Annotated in this window: 11 protein-coding genes; 3 read left to right on the top strand and 8 right to left on the bottom strand. The window is 55.8% G+C overall.

Going from position 1 to position 15,436, the window contains the following annotated elements; genetic code table 11:
• Nucleotides 1–43: 43 nt before the first annotated feature.
• Together AOY24_RS02010 and fba are read left to right on the top strand one after the other, a co-directional pair.
• Entirely contained in the window at nt 44–1,006 is a 963-nt protein-coding gene (locus AOY24_RS02010; RefSeq protein WP_043001610.1) for a carbohydrate kinase family protein, read from the top strand.
• Nucleotides 1,007–1,035: 29 nt separating this feature from the next.
• Nucleotides 1,036–1,896, top strand: coding sequence for a class II fructose-1,6-bisphosphate aldolase (gene fba, locus AOY24_RS02005; RefSeq protein WP_044327308.1), 861 nt, complete (start codon nt 1,036–1,038; stop codon nt 1,894–1,896).
• Nucleotides 1,897–1,996: 100 nt separating this feature from the next.
• Here the strand turns inward: fba and AOY24_RS02000 are convergent, their stop codons facing one another.
• The 5 genes from AOY24_RS02000 to AOY24_RS01980 all read right to left on the bottom strand — a co-directional run bounded on the left by AOY24_RS02000 (nt 1,997) and on the right by AOY24_RS01980 (nt 9,397).
• A complete protein-coding gene (locus tag AOY24_RS02000; RefSeq protein ID WP_044259000.1) occupies nt 1,997–3,391 on the bottom strand; it encodes a DUF3999 domain-containing protein in 1,395 nt (464 codons plus the stop codon).
• The gene (locus AOY24_RS01995) at nt 3,388–6,066 is read right to left on the bottom strand and encodes a DUF2339 domain-containing protein (RefSeq protein ID WP_054176071.1); all 2,679 of its coding nucleotides are present in this window, start codon (nt 6,064–6,066) and stop codon (nt 3,388–3,390) included. Before AOY24_RS01995 ends, AOY24_RS02000 begins: the two co-directional genes overlap by 4 nt.
• A gap of 114 nt (nt 6,067–6,180) precedes the next feature.
• Nucleotides 6,181–8,049 (bottom strand): amidohydrolase, encoded by a 1,869-nt coding sequence (locus AOY24_RS01990; RefSeq protein ID WP_043001614.1) that lies wholly within the window; start codon nt 8,047–8,049, stop codon nt 6,181–6,183.
• A gap of 21 nt (nt 8,050–8,070) precedes the next feature.
• The gene (locus AOY24_RS01985; protein WP_043001615.1) at nt 8,071–8,616 is read right to left on the bottom strand and encodes an antibiotic biosynthesis monooxygenase; all 546 of its coding nucleotides are present in this window, start codon (nt 8,614–8,616) and stop codon (nt 8,071–8,073) included.
• Nucleotides 8,617–8,755: 139 nt separating this feature from the next.
• Entirely contained in the window at nt 8,756–9,397 is a 642-nt protein-coding gene (locus AOY24_RS01980; protein WP_043001616.1) for a hydrolase, read from the bottom strand.
• Between the two features lie 269 nt (nt 9,398–9,666).
• Between AOY24_RS01980 and AOY24_RS01975 the strand changes: the two genes are divergently transcribed.
• On the top strand, nt 9,667–10,569 hold the full coding sequence (locus tag AOY24_RS01975; protein WP_044259007.1) for a LysR family transcriptional regulator: 903 nt from the start codon (nt 9,667–9,669) through the stop codon (nt 10,567–10,569).
• On the opposite strand, the gene malZ is transcribed toward AOY24_RS01975, so the two are convergent.
• The 3 genes from malZ to brnQ form a co-directional block, all read right to left on the bottom strand.
• Nucleotides 10,563–12,380, bottom strand: a complete 1,818-nt coding sequence (gene malZ, locus AOY24_RS01970; protein WP_054176070.1) for a maltodextrin glucosidase — start codon at nt 12,378–12,380, stop codon at nt 10,563–10,565. The two genes, AOY24_RS01975 and malZ, sit on opposite strands and share 7 nt — an antisense overlap.
• A gap of 137 nt (nt 12,381–12,517) precedes the next feature.
• On the bottom strand, nt 12,518–13,891 hold the full coding sequence (gene proY, locus AOY24_RS01965; protein ID WP_043001619.1) for a proline-specific permease ProY: 1,374 nt from the start codon (nt 13,889–13,891) through the stop codon (nt 12,518–12,520).
• A gap of 77 nt (nt 13,892–13,968) precedes the next feature.
• A complete protein-coding gene (gene brnQ, locus AOY24_RS01960) occupies nt 13,969–15,288 on the bottom strand; it encodes a branched-chain amino acid transporter carrier protein BrnQ (protein ID WP_044259012.1) in 1,320 nt (439 codons plus the stop codon).
• Nucleotides 15,289–15,436: the final 148 nt, after the last annotated feature.

The following is a 15,436-nucleotide window of genomic DNA, read 5'->3' as shown; positions in this document are numbered from 1 at the left end:
AAGGGATGTCTTCCCGCAGCTGACAAAATAATCAGGAGTTGTTATGGCTATCTTGTCCATCGGGTTTTCATGTTTTGATCAGTTTTTCTTTTTGAACGAATGGCCGCAGGAAAATACCAAAAATTTCTGCCATGACTTTATTGAAAGTGGCGGCGGCCCGGCAGCAAATGCGGCGTGGTTGCTGGGATTATGGGGTGAAGATGTTTATTACATTGGCCATCTGAACCAGGACCTTTACGGTCAGCGTATTATTGATGAGTTTGCCCAGGCGGGCGTCGATACCAGTCAGGTCGTGTTCTCTGATGAAATGATCACACCGCTGGCATCGGTGCTGGTAAACCGCTTAACGGGGTCGCGGACGATAATTACCCGTAAAATGCAAACGCCACCTTCGCTGACTTATGACCAGAAGCTCAAGCTTGATGATTTGGCTGAACGGTTGATTGCGTCAGACGAGCCCGTAACGCTATTAATTGATGGTCATGAAGCCGAAATCAGTGAATATTTAATTAAGAAACTGCCATCGGCACGGGTGGTCATGGACGGCGGTTCATTACGTGACAGTAATATTAAACTAGCGGCCTGGACCGATTATTTTGTGGTCAGCGAGCATTTTGCCCGTGACTATATGGGATATCGTGCCCTGAGTACCGAAGCGGAAATTAAAGCAGCGCTAATTGAGTTAAATAAAATTTGCCGTGGGGAAGCCTTTATTACCCTCGGGGAAAAAGGCTGCGCGCTATTAAAAAATGGTATGCTGCAAATTGTGCCTGCCTGGCTGTGCAATGCCGTTGATACCACTGGCGCAGGAGATGTATTCCACGGTGCCTTTACTTACGGCGTTCATTATTCATGGCATATTGATAATATCATTTTATTTGCCAGCCTGACTGCCGCCATTTCCATAGAGAAAAAAGGTGTCCGCGAATCTATGCCGGACCTTGCCGTTGTCCACAACTCGTTAAATAGCTACGAAAGAAACTTAAAGCAATATTTTGGCGAGTAATTGCTTTTAATGAATATCAAGAGGTGATTATGTTAGTTTCTATGAAGGACATGCTTCGGCATGCCCTACGGGACGGTTATGCCGTAGGACAATTCAATATCAATAATCTGGAATGGGTCGGTGCGGTATTAAGCACCGGACAACAGCTACGCTCTCCGGTTATTTTAGGCGTTTCCGGCGGTACAGTTAAACATATGCTGGGATTAAAATGTATTCATGACATCGTGGTGAATGCGATGGATTATTTAAACATTGATATTCCGGTCGCACTGCACCTGGATCATGGGACCACCCGTGAAGCCTGCGAAGCGGCTATCGACGCCGGATTCAGTTCTATTATGTTTGATGGTTCGCACCTGCCGTTTAACGAGAACCTGGCCATTACCCGTCATCTGGTTGAACTGGCCCACAGCAAAGGCATTTCGGTTGAAGCTGAACTGGGCACCATCGCCGGCAGTGAAGATGGCATTGTCAATTCCGAGGTTATCTACGCCGACCCACAGGAGTGCTATACCCTGGTCAAAGAAACCCAGGTCGATTGCCTGGCGGCAGCGCTGGGTTCAACCCATGGACTGTATAAAGGCAAAGCTAAACTAGGGTTTACGGAGATGAAAACCATTTCCGAGTTGGTAAAAGTCCCCCTGGTATTGCACGGCGGCACCGGTATTGCAGACGATGACATGCGTAAAGCCATTGCCTGCGGGACGGCAAAAATTAACGTCAATACCGAAAACATGTACGCCTGGTGCCAGGAAGTGAAAGCGATATTTGCTGCCGATACCGGTCACGACGTCAATGACCCGCGGAAAGTGATCAATCAGGGGCTAAAACCGGTACGCGAGATGATTGCGCGGCGCATCGAACTGTTTGGCTCGCAAAACCGCTATTAGAAACGTTTGGCCTCATCGTGTGACGCCATCTCAGGGAAAACCCGCCGCCGGTCAACGCCGGGGCGGGCGATATCGTGCTGACGGCGAGCCTTTTTATCGCTTACTGCGTCCCATCCTTTTTGACTTCCCGCCAGATACGCCAGGCCATTAACGCCAGAATGGCAACACCCAGTATCAGCGCCACCCACACCAGCACCGTTTTCCACTGGCTTTGTTGCTCGGCAGCCGATGTTGCCGTCAGTCGCGCCTCGCCGCCGAGGGCGACCTCATTCTGCGGCGTGGCCCGTGGCAGAGCGTCTATCTCCTGTGTTTTACGTAGCGACACTGGAATCAACAGATCAAGACCGATATCCGCTTTTTGCGCCGCCCGGTTGCCCCAGGCCAGCATGTAAGGCCCTTTTCCCTGAGTATTAAACACCAGTTGATAGCTGTCGCGCGCGCCGCTCAGCGCAGGCAGTCTCTCCGGCAAGCGAGCGTTAATGGTCGTCATCCGAACGGCGTCAACCAGCCCACCGGAAAGACGAATATCCTCCGAACGCTTGCCGTTCAGGCGATAAAGCACGGTTTTCGTCAGTGGCTGCCAGGGCGCTTTTTCTGCGCTACGCCACGCCAGCTCTACCGGTAAAACGCCTTCATCATCCAGAACGATGCTGAGCGAAGTCAGAGGCTGCGGCTGTGTCCAGCGCCAGATCGCTTCGTCATTGGACACCTTTTCCTCTTGCGCGCCGATCTCGATTCGTGCAGATTCCGGCGCGCTGTTTTCGGCAATGGCGGTGACGCTGTTTAACGTCAGCGCCGGGCTTTGCGAATCGAGGATCACCAGCAGATAACGATTCCCATCGGCAGAAAGTCTCAGACTGGCGCTGATGGTATCCATTTTCAGCCGATCGTTATCACGCGTCAGCGCCAGCAGCGGCGCCTCTTCCTGTACGGACCGCCAGTAGCGTAAATCACGACTGGCATAGACCGACGCTTTCCCCTGCCAGTTGCCCGTCGGGGTCTCCCAGTTCAGACGCAGTTGCTCCAGGAAAAAGTCGTCTTTCATCTCCTCCGGCAGCATCAGTAAATAGCTCTGTCCAACCGTTTTAACGTCATCACTTTCCAGATGAATTTCAATGCCGGTCTTCGAGCGTAAGACAAAAGATTCCCCGCTACGTCTCCCCTCCTCACGCGGCGGGACGGGCGACATATCCAGCGGGAAGAGTCTCAGCGTGACCGTTTGCGGTGTAACGGGTTGGGTTTTCTGCGCCACCAGCGTAAACGGCACCGTCTCCCCCGCATGATTAAAAACGCGGACGTCGCGCAAATCTGGCCAGGCGGTCCCCAGGTACACCGCCTGCGGGAGCGACACGCGATACCACGGCGATGTGCCGAGCGTTTCCAGCATAACGCCCGTCGCGTAATCCCTCGGTGACTCCTTCACGTCATCACTGCCGATGGCGGTGCCTGCCACGCCCAGTAGCACACTACATAATACCGCTTTCATCCATTTCATTTTTCTTCTCCAGTTTTGGGCGGTAACGGTGAAAAATACCCGACAATGAGCACCAGTATAGCCACACCGATAAACGCAACCGCACGCGCCAGGCCGCCGCCACGCGCGCTGTCCACCAACATCAGTTTCACAATCACAATCCCTAACAATGCCGCCCCGCACAGCCATTCCCGGCGTGAACGATAGCGAGTCGCGCGCAGCATCACCACCAGCGCCACCAGCATCCAGAACAGCGCAAAACAGGTCTGAATCAGCCGCGAATGCCACAGCGCTTCCATGTTCCACGCCACGTCGCTATACCAGGCCAACGCGCGCAACAGCATACCGTTCAGCCACCAGAAGCCAAGTGCGACCAGGGCAACCACTGGCCACGGACGACATACCGACACCTGCACCGGGAAAAAGCGCAGGCAGGCGCGATAAAACACGATCAATCCCAGTAATGCAAAAGCCGCCCCTTCTTCCAGCGGATTGAGCAGCGGTAGCCAGGTCTGACGGTAGACTACGCCGTCCTGCAAATTGGTCAGCACTAACAGCCCGACCAATGCCGCCGCGACGGGAATCAGCGCCTGACAGGCATACAGCGCGGGCCAGACCCGGAACGGCCAGAACTGACGACGAACGGCCATTGCGACGAGGAAAATCAGCGCACCGCCTGCCGCCATTGCCACACCGCTGCCCCAGGCCGCCATGCCCCACGGCAGGTCGCGGGCAAACCAGAACAGTTCCGCCGCCAGCGCCAACAGAATCATCCAGAAGAATGAGAGATGCGCCAGCCTGGAAAGACGCGGCGGCAACGCCTCAGCATCACGCCAGAGCAACGCCACCGCCGCCGGCAATGCCAGACACCAGGCCAGATTCTGCCAGCCTGCGGCAAAAATCTGCTGCTGAGAAATCTGAAACAGCAGCGCCACCAGCATCATCGGCCACAGCAACCATTTGCAGGCATCCAGCGCCTGCCACGTCAGGCGTGCGGCGGCAAATCGCCAGCCCCAGACCGACACGGCCATCAGCGCCAGCACGCCCGCCATCACCTGCGAATCGGAGGTCAACTGCCACTGCGCCGCGCCCGCGAGCGCCACAATCCAGAATATCACCCCGCCCGCCAGCAGTCCCATGCTGCCGCGCAGATGAATCTTGCGCCACAGCCACGCCCCTGCCAGCCAGCAAACGCTAAGGACGGCAAAGATCAGCATCAGCGAAAGCGCAGTGGTGCCGTTCGCCTGCGCCCACAGCGCGCTGCCGAGCGCCAGCACCAGCAGTGCGGTACCGCTGTAACTCATGCGTCGCTGCTGCTGTTGTACTCCCAGCCACAGGATCCCCACCCCTTCCAGCGCCCAGGCCATGGCCGTCCACTGCGCCGACAGCGCCAGCGGTATCGCCAGCGTGGTAAACGCGCCGCCCAGCGCCAGTGCCGCCAGCACCAGCGGTCGGCCCAACGACGGGTAGCGACGTAATGCCAGCCAGGCCAGCACCAGATAAAAACCGCCGTAGCCCAACGCGCTGAGCGCCGGACCATATTCCCAGTGGCGGATAATGGCGTACTGCATGCCAAAACCGATCAGCGGCGGCGCAAACAACAAAACGCCATCAATAATCTGCTTGCCCTTCGTCTGCGCTCGCAGCGACAGCGCCACGCTCAGCACGCCAAAAAGCAGAATGTTGGCTATCAGGAACAATTGGCAGTTCAGGTAATACGCTGGCTGATAGTCATCCAGCCCCCAGAGGCCGCCAACGCCAAAGGTAAAAAGCAGGCCGAGCAGATTAAGCTCGCGCCAGTGTTGCCAGGCGCTGATCGCCAGAATGCCGACAGAAAGCAGCAAATAGAAAGAGAACAGCGCGACATAGTTACCGCTTCCCGTCGAAAGCAGCAGTGGGGCAAGATAGCCACCGAGGCTTGCCAGCATCGCCAGACTGAGCGCTTTTTGCAGAATCGCCAGTCCTACGCTTGCTGCGCAGATAACCACCAGCAGCACAAAGGCCAGCGTCATCGGCAGCATTTGCCAGAGGCGAAACGCGCCAAAGACGGTGAGATAGAGCGCACCTGTCGCCCCACCCTGCAAAATGAGAGCATAGATCGGCTGTTTATGCCGCAGACGCCAGCCTATCGCCAGCAGGACAATCGCAAACAGCGCCGCCGCAACCAGACGCAGCTCAAGCGGGAACAGGGAGTGCTCGACCGTATAGCGCAACAGGAAAGAGAGACCGAGGAAGAGAAGCAGGATCCCCAGCTTAGCCAGCGGATTGCCCTGCATAAACCAGCGCACCAGCGATGACACCACGCCGCCAAAGGCGGAGGGTTGCGCGGCGGCAACAGGGACGTCTCTTTCGACGATTTTCTCGGCGCTTGCCGTGTTCTGCGGCGTATGCGAGCGCCAGGGGTTGACGTGAGCCGGTTTGGGTTCAGGTTCAGGTTCTGGCGCCGCCACCGAAATCGGGTCTGGGTCGCTCTCCATAACCGTCTCCGCAGGCTGAACCGGTGCCGCTGCCGCTGCCGCTGGTGTTATCGCAGGGGCAACAACGCCACGTTGTTCAAGCTCCTCTACCCGACGGCGTAAGCGGGCAAGCTCATCACGCGTTGTTGAACTTCGGCTGATGGCGACAATCGCCAGAACAGGCACCACGACCAGTGCGAAGAACAAAATGATGCAGCCGAGGATTAAAAGGTCGTCCATGTATTCACCTTCACTGTACGGGATCAACTAAGATTGACACAAATTGTTGCATTCGCGCTATCTCTGAAGGTGAAAATGCCGGATATGCCGTTAACAACACATCCGGCTGGCGCGTTAAAATGCGAAGCACGAACAGCCGAGCGCGCCCCAGAAGGCCCGATCGTCAGACACCGGGATCCCCGACTGGCGGGCAATATCATGCTGATGACCGTGTACGCCGCAGCTCCCGCAGCACTGGTGCATCTGCACCACGGCGCCTGCTTTCGCGGCGGCTGGCGGCGCCGCGCGATAGTGCCCCGGCACTTTCACCACCGGAGACCAGTCCGGGACGACCGGGATCGCTGGCGGCGCGAGCGGAGTAAACGGTCCGGCGGCATACACCACTTTGCCATCGACAATCGTCATCACCGACTCAATACCTTTGATCTCCTCTTCCGTGACGCTGAAGTAGTCTTTTGACAGCACCACCAGATCGGCCAGTTGATCTTTGACAATGCGCCCTTTTTTGCCTTGCTCGCTGGAAAACCACGCGCTCCCTGCCGTCCACAGTTCCAGCGCCACGTCGCGCGGTAAACGGTTGTTGTCGTCATACATCGCCGTACCGCCGACCGTGCGCCCGGAAACCAGCCAGTACAGCGCCGTCCATGGGTTATAGCTGGCGACGCGGGTGGCATCCGTTCCGAGCCCCACCGGCACCTCGGCGGCCAGCATTTTCGCCACTGGCGGCGTCTGTTTCACCGCTTCTTTCCCGTAGCGGTCGATAAAGTATTCGCCCTGGAAGGCCATACGATGCTGTACCGCAATGCCGCCGCCCAGCGCTTTCACGCGATCGATATTGCGCTCGCTGATGGTCTCGGCGTGGTCGAAGAACCAGTGCAGGCCATTGAACGGAATATCACGGTTCACTTTCTCGAACACATCCAGCATCCGGCTGATCGATTCATCGTAAGTGGCATGCAGACGGAACGGCCAGCGGTGCTCCACCAGGTGGCGCACCACGCGCTCCAGTTCATCCTCCATGCCTTGCGGTAAATCCGGGCGCGGTTGCAGGAAGTCTTCGAAATCCGCTGCGGAGAAGACCAGCATCTCCCCGGCTCCGTTCGCACGGTAGAAATCGGTCCCCTGGCCCGGCTTGAGCATATCGGTCCAGCGCTCAAAGTCTTCCAGTTCCTGCTTCGGTCGCTGCGTAAACAGGTTATAGGCAATGCGCACCGTCATCTGATTGTTGGCATGCAGTTGCTCGATGATCTCGTAATCTTCCGGGTAGTTCTGAAAACCGCCGCCAGCGTCGATGGCGCTGGTCAGTCCGAGACGGTTCAGTTCACGCATAAACTGGCGGGTGGAGTTCACCTGCATCTCCAGCGGCAGTTTTGGCCCTTTCGCCAACGTCGAGTAAAGGATCATGGCGTTAGGTTTGGCGATAAGCATCCCGGTAGGGTTACCGTTACCATCACGGACGATCTCGCCGCCTGCCGGATCGGGTGTCGCTTTGGTGTATCCCACGGCTTTCAGCGCCGCGCGGTTTAACAGTGCACGATCGTACAGATGCAGCACGAAAACGGGAGTATCCGGCGCGGCGTCGTTAAGCTCTTCCAGCGTCGGCATCCGGCGTTCGGCAAACTGAAATTCACTCCAGCCGCCCACCACGCGAACCCACTGTGGCGAAGGCGTTCGGTCGGCCTGTTCTTTCAGCATACGCAGCGCATCGGCCAGCGAGGGTACTCCTTCCCAGCGCAGTTCCAGATTGTAATTCAGCCCACCGCGGATCAGATGCAGGTGGGAATCATTAAGCCCCGGAATCACAGTGTGACCTTTCAGATCAACCACCTGTGTACCGTCTGCGGCAAAACGCATCACCTGGTCGTGCGTTCCCGTGGCGAGAATTTTTCCGTCCTTGATCGCCACGGCTTCCGCCTGCGGGCTATGGCTGTCGAGGGTATGTATTTTTCCGTGGGTCAGAATCAATGAGGCAGTTTGAGACATAACGTTCTCCTGATAAGCCGATCAGGCTTTTTTTAGCCAGCCGGCAAACAGACGGGTTACGATGGGCATCCACAACCAGACCACCAGCGCAACCACACAGGCATCGTTAATCAGATGCAGTAACAGCGTTCCCTTCAGCGACGGCAATAGCATGCCGGTCAGCCACGGCACCAGATTAGTGCTGGGAAAAATAACCAGCAAAGTGATCAGGAACTGCTTCCAGCGCAGCGGTTGACGGACGTGTGGCGCGGGGGGCGTAAACCAGAATGCCGCTTCGGTGTGGATCTCGGTTTTATCGCCTTCCGCCAACAGCGGAGCGATCTCTTCGACCAGGAGCCGTCGCGTATCTGATTGCGTCCAGTTATAGAGATGCTCGAGCGTGTCGAAACGAATGATGATGCTCCACAGATTGTGCCCGTCCGTCGGGCGAATGACGTTCGCGCCAAGGTGTCCGGGAAATTCCGCCGCAACCGGCATAATTTTCCCCAGCCATTGTTCATATCGCGCCGCCTGATTGGGCTGCAAAGTATGCGTAATCACCAGCGTCACAGGTTTATTCTGCGCCATGTCGGGTTCCTTGCTGAAGGTTAATGGCGGGTTACCCCGCCATCAGACTGCTGACAAAGAAGGAAAAAGGTGGTTTTCCCTTCTTTGTGGTTATCAGCCGAGAATCAATGAATTGATTTTCCTGGTTTTTAATTCAGAATCAGGCCTTACGTTCCGGTGCGCCATGCACCATCGTGTAGGCATAATCCACGCCCATGCCATAAGCGCCGCTGTGTTCACGAACCAGATCCATCACCGCGTCATAGGTCTCTTTGCGCGACCAGTCACGCTGGTACTCCAGCAGAACCTGCTGCCAGGTCACCGGTACGGCACCGGCCTGCACCATGCGATCGATCGCGCGCTCATGCGCATCAACAGAGGTACCGCCGGAGGTATCCGTCACCACATACACTTCGTAACCGGCTTCCAGCGCCATCAGTGCCGGGAAGGTCAGGCACACTTCAGTCCATAGCGCAGAGATAATCAGCTTTTTACGCCCGGTCGCCGCCACGGCTTTCACAAAGGCCGCGTCTTCCCAGGAGTTCATGGAAGTACGTTCGATAGGTTTCACATCCGGATGCACCGCCAGTAACTCAGGCCAGATGTAACCACTAAAACTTTTTGTTTCGACTGAAGTATAAATGACCGGCACATTAAATATTTTGCCTGCTTTCGCCAGTGCGACGGTATTATTTTTCAGCGTCTGGCGATCAATATTCGCAACCCCAAATGCCATTTGCGGCTGATGGTCAATAAAAATGAGCGTCGAGTTAGAAGGATTAATCAGTTCCCGAATAGACATAATATACTTCCTTAATCAATGAGTTAGAAATTGACGTCTGGTATCCGCCGTCAGCCATCAAATCCTGAATCAGAAAGCCTGTTTAGTATAGTTGGAAATTTCTAACGACTTATTAAAGAAAACTTACCAGCATATGAAATAAGCCTTTTCCGGCGATATAGTCTGGCACCTTCAAAAAAATGCGGATCTTCCGTCTAATTTATTCACTGGTTTTGTTTATCGCTATTCGGTACAACAGTGAGGTTTACTTTCAGGGATATATTTAGCCTATGCGCATTAATCTGGACGTTCTGCTTATCCTGGACGCTATCGACAAATACGGTACTTTTGCCGCCGCTGCCGAATCGTTGTTTAAGACGCCCGCGGCGCTCAGCTATATGATTCAGAAGCTGGAAAAAGACCTGAACATCGAGCTGCTTGACCGCTCCGGGCATCGGGCCAAATTCACCGACACCGGACTGATGATGCTGGAAAAGGGGCGTTTGCTGCTCAGTGCGGCAAAAGATCTGGAAAAGCAGGCGCTGCAACTGAGCTCCGGTTGGGAAAAAGAGCTGGTCATTGCGCTGGATGTTTCCTTCCCCTTTGAGGTGGTGTTACCTCTCATCGACGCCTTCCACGCGCTGAACAAACAAACGCTGCTTAAATTTTCGTATCACACGCTGGCAGGGTCATGGGAAGAGCTCACGCATAATGGCGCGGATATCATTCTTGGCGCGATTAACGAACCACCGACCTCTGCCGCGTGGTCCTACAAAATGTTAGGGACTCTGGATAATGTTTTTGTGGTGGCGCCCAATCATCCGCTGGCCGCACTCTCTGACAGACTGACGAATGAACAACTCTGCCTGCACCGCGCCATTGTCATCAGCGACAGCGCGCGTTTTTGCCATCCGCTGCAAACCAACCTGATGGAAGAACAGCCGCAAATCCATGTTGACGATTTTCACAGTAAAGTGGCGCTGCTGCGCGCCGGGATGGGCTGCGGTTTTCTCCCGAGGCATATCGCCAGCCCGTGGCTTGCCACGGGCGAACTGGTCGAAAAAAGCGTCATCTCTTTTCGCGAAAAAGATGTCGCCTATATGGCATGGCGCGATGGTAGCCACGGGCTGGCGCAGCAGTGGTGGCGGGAAACGCTGCTTGCCAGCCGCGACATCGCGCAGTTGTATCAGTGATTCAGCCAGAGGGTGGCGGAAATCGTCGGCAGCGACAGGACGTCCTCAACCAGCTGCCCTTTTCCTTCTTTACAATGCCATTCTGTTACGTTCAGCAGCGGTGACGCCGGGAGCACCACCTCACACGCCTCTCCGCGGTTAATGGCTACCAGCACGCGCTGCTGCTGGTAGACGCGCAAAAATACCACTACGTTGTCTTCCGCATAAACCACCTGGCACCCACCGTAGCGTAACGCCGGGATACTATGCCTCAGTTTCGCCATCCGCTGGTACAGGGCAAGCAATGTGACATCCTGTTTTTCCGCCTGCCAGGGAAACGTCTTGCGGCAGAACGGATCGTTATCGCCATCCAGTCCCACCTCATCGCCATAATAGATACAGGGCACGCCGGGCCAGCTAAACAGCCAGACTACCGCCAGCGGCAGGCGGGCGACATCGTTGCCCAGTAGCGACTTGAAACGGGCGGTATCATGACTGTCGAGCTGGTTGAACATCCTCAGTTGCTGCTGATGAGAGAGCCCGGCGCGATAGTTTTCCATCCACGCCATGCAGGTCTGCGCGTCAATCTGCTGAGGATCGTAAGAGATATCGGTATTGGCAAGAAACCCCCACAGCGGAAAGGTGAAGCCACGATAGTTCATCGCAGCATCTTCTGCATCCGCCTGCAGCCACTGTCGCGCGTCACCAAAGTGTTCGCCAAAGACGTAGGCTTCTGGCTGCGTTTCCTTCGCCGCCTGAACGATCCCGGCGACATGCTTAAGGTTGTTACGCGCACCGCCCGCTTCACCCAGCATATGCACGACATCGAGCCGCCAGCCGTCCATGTTCCACGGCGCTTTCAGCCAGTGACGAACGATGCTGTCTTCGCCGCGATATATTTCGTTGACCAGACTTTCGGACTGATAATCCAGCTTCGGCAGACTGGAATATCCCAGCCAGTCCAGCGCAACGCCGTCTGGCGAAAAGCTGTACCAGTCACGCCAGGGCGATTCTGGGTTATGGCACGCGCCGCCGGAGCCGCGCTGATAACGATCGAACCATGTATGAGAGTCGCCGCTGTGGTTAAACACGCCGTCCAGCACCAGCCGCATTCCCTGCTGCTGCGTTTTCTGGCGCAGATGCATTAACGCCTGATCGCCGCCAAACTGCGGATCAACATGACGATAATCTTCGGTGTCGTACTTATGCACGCTCGGCGCAGTAAACACAGGGTTCAGGTACAGCGCGGTGACGCCCAGTTTTTTCAGGTACGGCAGCTTTTCGCTGATACCGTCGAGGTCGCCGCCATAAAACGTGGAGCCGCCAGCCTGCGCAGTCACCGGTTCATCCCAGTCACGTAGCACAATCTCCTGCCCGGCGGCGTGATGGTAATAAACCTTATCCTGCTCTGCGTCGCGTGACGAACTGCGGGCAAAACGGTCAGGAAAGATTTGGTAGAAAACCTGATCGGCCACCCACTGCGGCCCGCTGTCCGGTGCATCTACGGCAAATTGCTCCAGACGAGCAGGCGGAAAACGGCTGAACCCAAGCGGTGTAAACCACAACTGGCGATCGATCCAGAGCAGTTTGAAGCTGTAGCGCCGACGCGGCTGCCCGCTGCGAAGATCAATCGCCGCACGCCAGGCGGTCACGCCCGGGAACGGCTGCGTGCGTAATTTATGCATCGCCAGCGCAATTTCTTCGTTGTCATTCTCCGCACGCAGCGTGACGCGCTGCGGCAGGTTCTCCCCCGTCAGCCAGAGCGTAATGGCCAGTTGGTCTTTGTTTTGCTTAACAAATGGGGCAACCGGTAGGTGCCAGGCGTTCAACATCACGTATCCCCTTTGATGAAAATGAGCACACCTTGCCATAGCGATTTACAGGATAACTCATCATCTGAAGGTTTATTGGGGGAGGAGTTCGGGGGAGGAGAAATGACCGGATGGCATTCACGCCACCCGGTACAATCTTACTGCGCTTGCGCCATCTGGCGATCGTGGCGACGCTTGAACATCCAGCCAATCATCAGCAGAACAATCCAGCCACAGCCCACGTACAGCGAGATGCGGGTGTCGGGATGATAGCCAATCAGTCCGATGATAAAGACGAGGAAAATCAGGCCTACAATGGTTGTTGCCACGCCGCCCGGCACTTTAAACTTCAGCGCTTTCACCTCTTCCGGCGGCAGACGACGACGGAACGCGATTTGCGACAGCAGGATCATAATCCACACCCAGACCGTCGCGAAGGTCGCCAGCGACGCAATCACCAGGAAAACATTCTCCGGCATGATGTAGTTCAGATACACCGCAAACAGCAGAGCGATAGTCATCACCATCACCGTGACCCACGGGATCCCCCGACGCGAGGTTTTGGCGAATACTTTTGGCGCACTGCCCTGCTCCGCCATCCCGTGCAGCATACGACCGACGCCAAAGACGTCAGAGTTGATCGCCGACAGTGACGCCGTCAGCACCACAAAGTTAAGAATGCTGGCGGCAAAGGTAATACCGAGATGCTGGAAGGTCAGCACAAACGGGCTGCCATCGGTTCCCACCTGGTTCCACGGGTAGATAGACATAATGACAAACAGCGTCCCCACGTAGAACACCAGAATACGCATCGGCACCGAGTTAATCGCGCGCGGAATGGATTTCTCCGGGTCTTTCGCTTCGCCGGCAGTGATACCAATAATTTCAATACCGCCGTAGGCAAACATCACCATCTGCAACGACATCACCATCCCCAGCCAGCCGTTGCTGAAGAAGCCGCCGTTGGTCCACAGGTTATGGATCCCTGTCGGTTGTCCACCGTTGCCAATCCCCCAGATGATGATACCGAAACCAGCCACGATCATGATGATGATGGTGGCGACTTTAAAGAAGGAGAACCAGAATTCCAGTTCACCAAACACTTTCACGCTCATCAGGTTGATGGCACAGATGATCAGCACCACGCTGAGCACCCAGATCCAGTGCGGCACCGTCGGAAACCAGACGCCCATATAAATGCCGAACGCGGTCACGTCGGCAATGGCGACAATCAGGATTTCAAAACAGTAGGTCCAGCCGGTAATGTAACCGGCGAGCGGGCCGAGGTTTTCCTGCGCATAGCGCGAAAAGGAACTGGCAGAAGGGTTGTGTACCGACATTTCACCCAACGCACGCATAATGATATAGGCCGCCACCCCGCCAATAATGTAGGCCAGCAGCACGCTTGGCCCGGCCATTTTAATGGCATCCGCAGAGCCATAAAACAGCCCGGTGCCAATGGCTGAGCCCAGGGCCATAAAGCGAATGTGTCGGGTGCTTAGCCCACGCTTCAGCTTGTTATTACTTTCCATCGATTCCTAACCCATCAACACAATAAAAAACCACGGGGCCAGTAATAGCCCCGTGGTTAAAACACTTTTCCGCAATCTTAGTGTGCGCTGGAGGTCACCTGTCGACCTGCTGCGCGATCCCAGACAACCGCCAGGACCACCATCACGACAGTGGGCATTAACCACGCCAGACCTTGTTCCGCCAGCGGTAAGCGCTGGGTCCAGGCCGGTAACACGTCGCCGATTGCCGATGCTTTAATACCATCAAGGATACCAAAAATCAGGCTGATAAACATTGCCGGAGCAATGACGCGGGTCGAATTATGCCACCATGAGCGGGTAAAACTTAATACAACCAGTGCGATACACGGCGGGTAGATCGCCGTCAGCACCGGAATAGAGATCTGAATCAGATGGCTGAGTCCCAGGTTGGACACCACCATTGAGAAGCCGCCAAGAATAAACACCAGTGTGCGGTAGGAGAGCGGCACATACTGAGCGAAGAATTCGGCACAAGCGCAGGTCAGGCCGACCGCCGTTACCAGACAGGCGATAAAGATCAGTGCCGCCAGCAGCAGGCTGCCCGCACCGCCAAAGGTGTGCTGAACATAGGCATGCAGGATCGCCGCGCCGTTCGCCGACTGATCGACCAGCGTAGCGCTGTCAGATCCGAGACGGAACAGCGCCAGGTACAGCAGCGTTAATCCGACGCCCGCCATCAGGCCAGCCCAGACGGTGTAACGGGTCAGCAGACGCGCTTCGGTTACGCCGCGAGAACGCGCGGCGTTAACAATAACGATACCAAAGACCATCGCGCCCAGCGTGTCCATCGTCAGGTAGCCATTAACGAAACCATTGGAGAACGCGGCGGTCTGGTACGCTTCCATCGCATGGCTGATCGGACCGGCAGGCCAGATGATGGCCGCAACGGAGAGCACAATCAGCGCCAGAATCTTCAGCGGCGCCAGGAAGTTACCCACGGTATCCAGCAGTTTGCCCGGATAGAGCGAGACCAGAATGACAATGGAAAAATAGACCACGCTGTAGATAAGCAGCGGCATGGCCGAATCGCCGGTCAGCGGGGCGATCCCCACTTCAAAAGAGACCGTCGCGGTGCGCGGCGTGGCGAATAACGGCCCGACGGCCAGATAGCAGACAGTCGCCAACAAAACGCCAGCGACTTTACCGATAGGGGTACTCAGACTATCAACACCACCACCGACTTTCGCCAGCGCGATAACGGTCAGCACCGGTAGCCCAACAGCGGTGATCAGAAAACCGAATGCCGCCATCCAGACGTTTTCGCCTGCCTGCAAACCAACCATTGGAGGAAAGATGATGTTCCCTGCGCCGACGAACAGCGCAAAAGTCATAAAGCCCAGCGCAATAATATCGCGCGATTTTAACTGATGGGTCATAAAGCTTACGGCCTGTGGATGTGGTGTTGATTAAATTAACGTAGTGTCTTTCCCAGCGGGAAGAAACAGCGGTTTTTTTAAGCTATTCCAGAGGGATATCTCCCATAACCTGGAAAGCAGAGAATAGTTTTTCGATTTACCGCCTGAA

Source organism: Citrobacter sp. CtB7.12 (genome assembly GCF_001297795.1).
Taxonomy (GTDB): domain Bacteria; phylum Pseudomonadota; class Gammaproteobacteria; order Enterobacterales; family Enterobacteriaceae; genus Citrobacter_A; species Citrobacter_A amalonaticus.
This window is presented reverse-complemented; position numbering and strand designations above follow the sequence as displayed.

Coding starts and splice junctions, on each gene's coding strand:
- AOY24_RS01980 (WP_043001616.1), bottom strand. CDS start 9,397: ATGTCTATTCGGGAACTGATTAATCCTTCTAACTCGACGCTCATTTTT.
- malZ (WP_054176070.1), bottom strand. CDS start 12,380: ATGTTGAACGCCTGGCACCTACCGGTTGCCCCATTTGTTAAGCAAAAC.
- brnQ (WP_044259012.1), bottom strand. CDS start 15,288: ATGACCCATCAGTTAAAATCGCGCGATATTATTGCGCTGGGCTTTATG.
- AOY24_RS01995 (WP_054176071.1), bottom strand. CDS start 6,066: ATGGACGACCTTTTAATCCTCGGCTGCATCATTTTGTTCTTCGCACTG.
- AOY24_RS01990 (WP_043001614.1), bottom strand. CDS start 8,049: ATGTCTCAAACTGCCTCATTGATTCTGACCCACGGAAAAATACATACC.
- AOY24_RS02000 (WP_044259000.1), bottom strand. CDS start 3,391: ATGAAATGGATGAAAGCGGTATTATGTAGTGTGCTACTGGGCGTGGCA.
- proY (WP_043001619.1), bottom strand. CDS start 13,891: ATGGAAAGTAATAACAAGCTGAAGCGTGGGCTAAGCACCCGACACATT.
- fba (WP_044327308.1), top strand. CDS start 1,036: ATGTTAGTTTCTATGAAGGACATGCTTCGGCATGCCCTACGGGACGGT.
- AOY24_RS01985 (WP_043001615.1), bottom strand. CDS start 8,616: ATGGCGCAGAATAAACCTGTGACGCTGGTGATTACGCATACTTTGCAG.
- AOY24_RS02010 (WP_043001610.1), top strand. CDS start 44: ATGGCTATCTTGTCCATCGGGTTTTCATGTTTTGATCAGTTTTTCTTT.
- AOY24_RS01975 (WP_044259007.1), top strand. CDS start 9,667: ATGCGCATTAATCTGGACGTTCTGCTTATCCTGGACGCTATCGACAAA.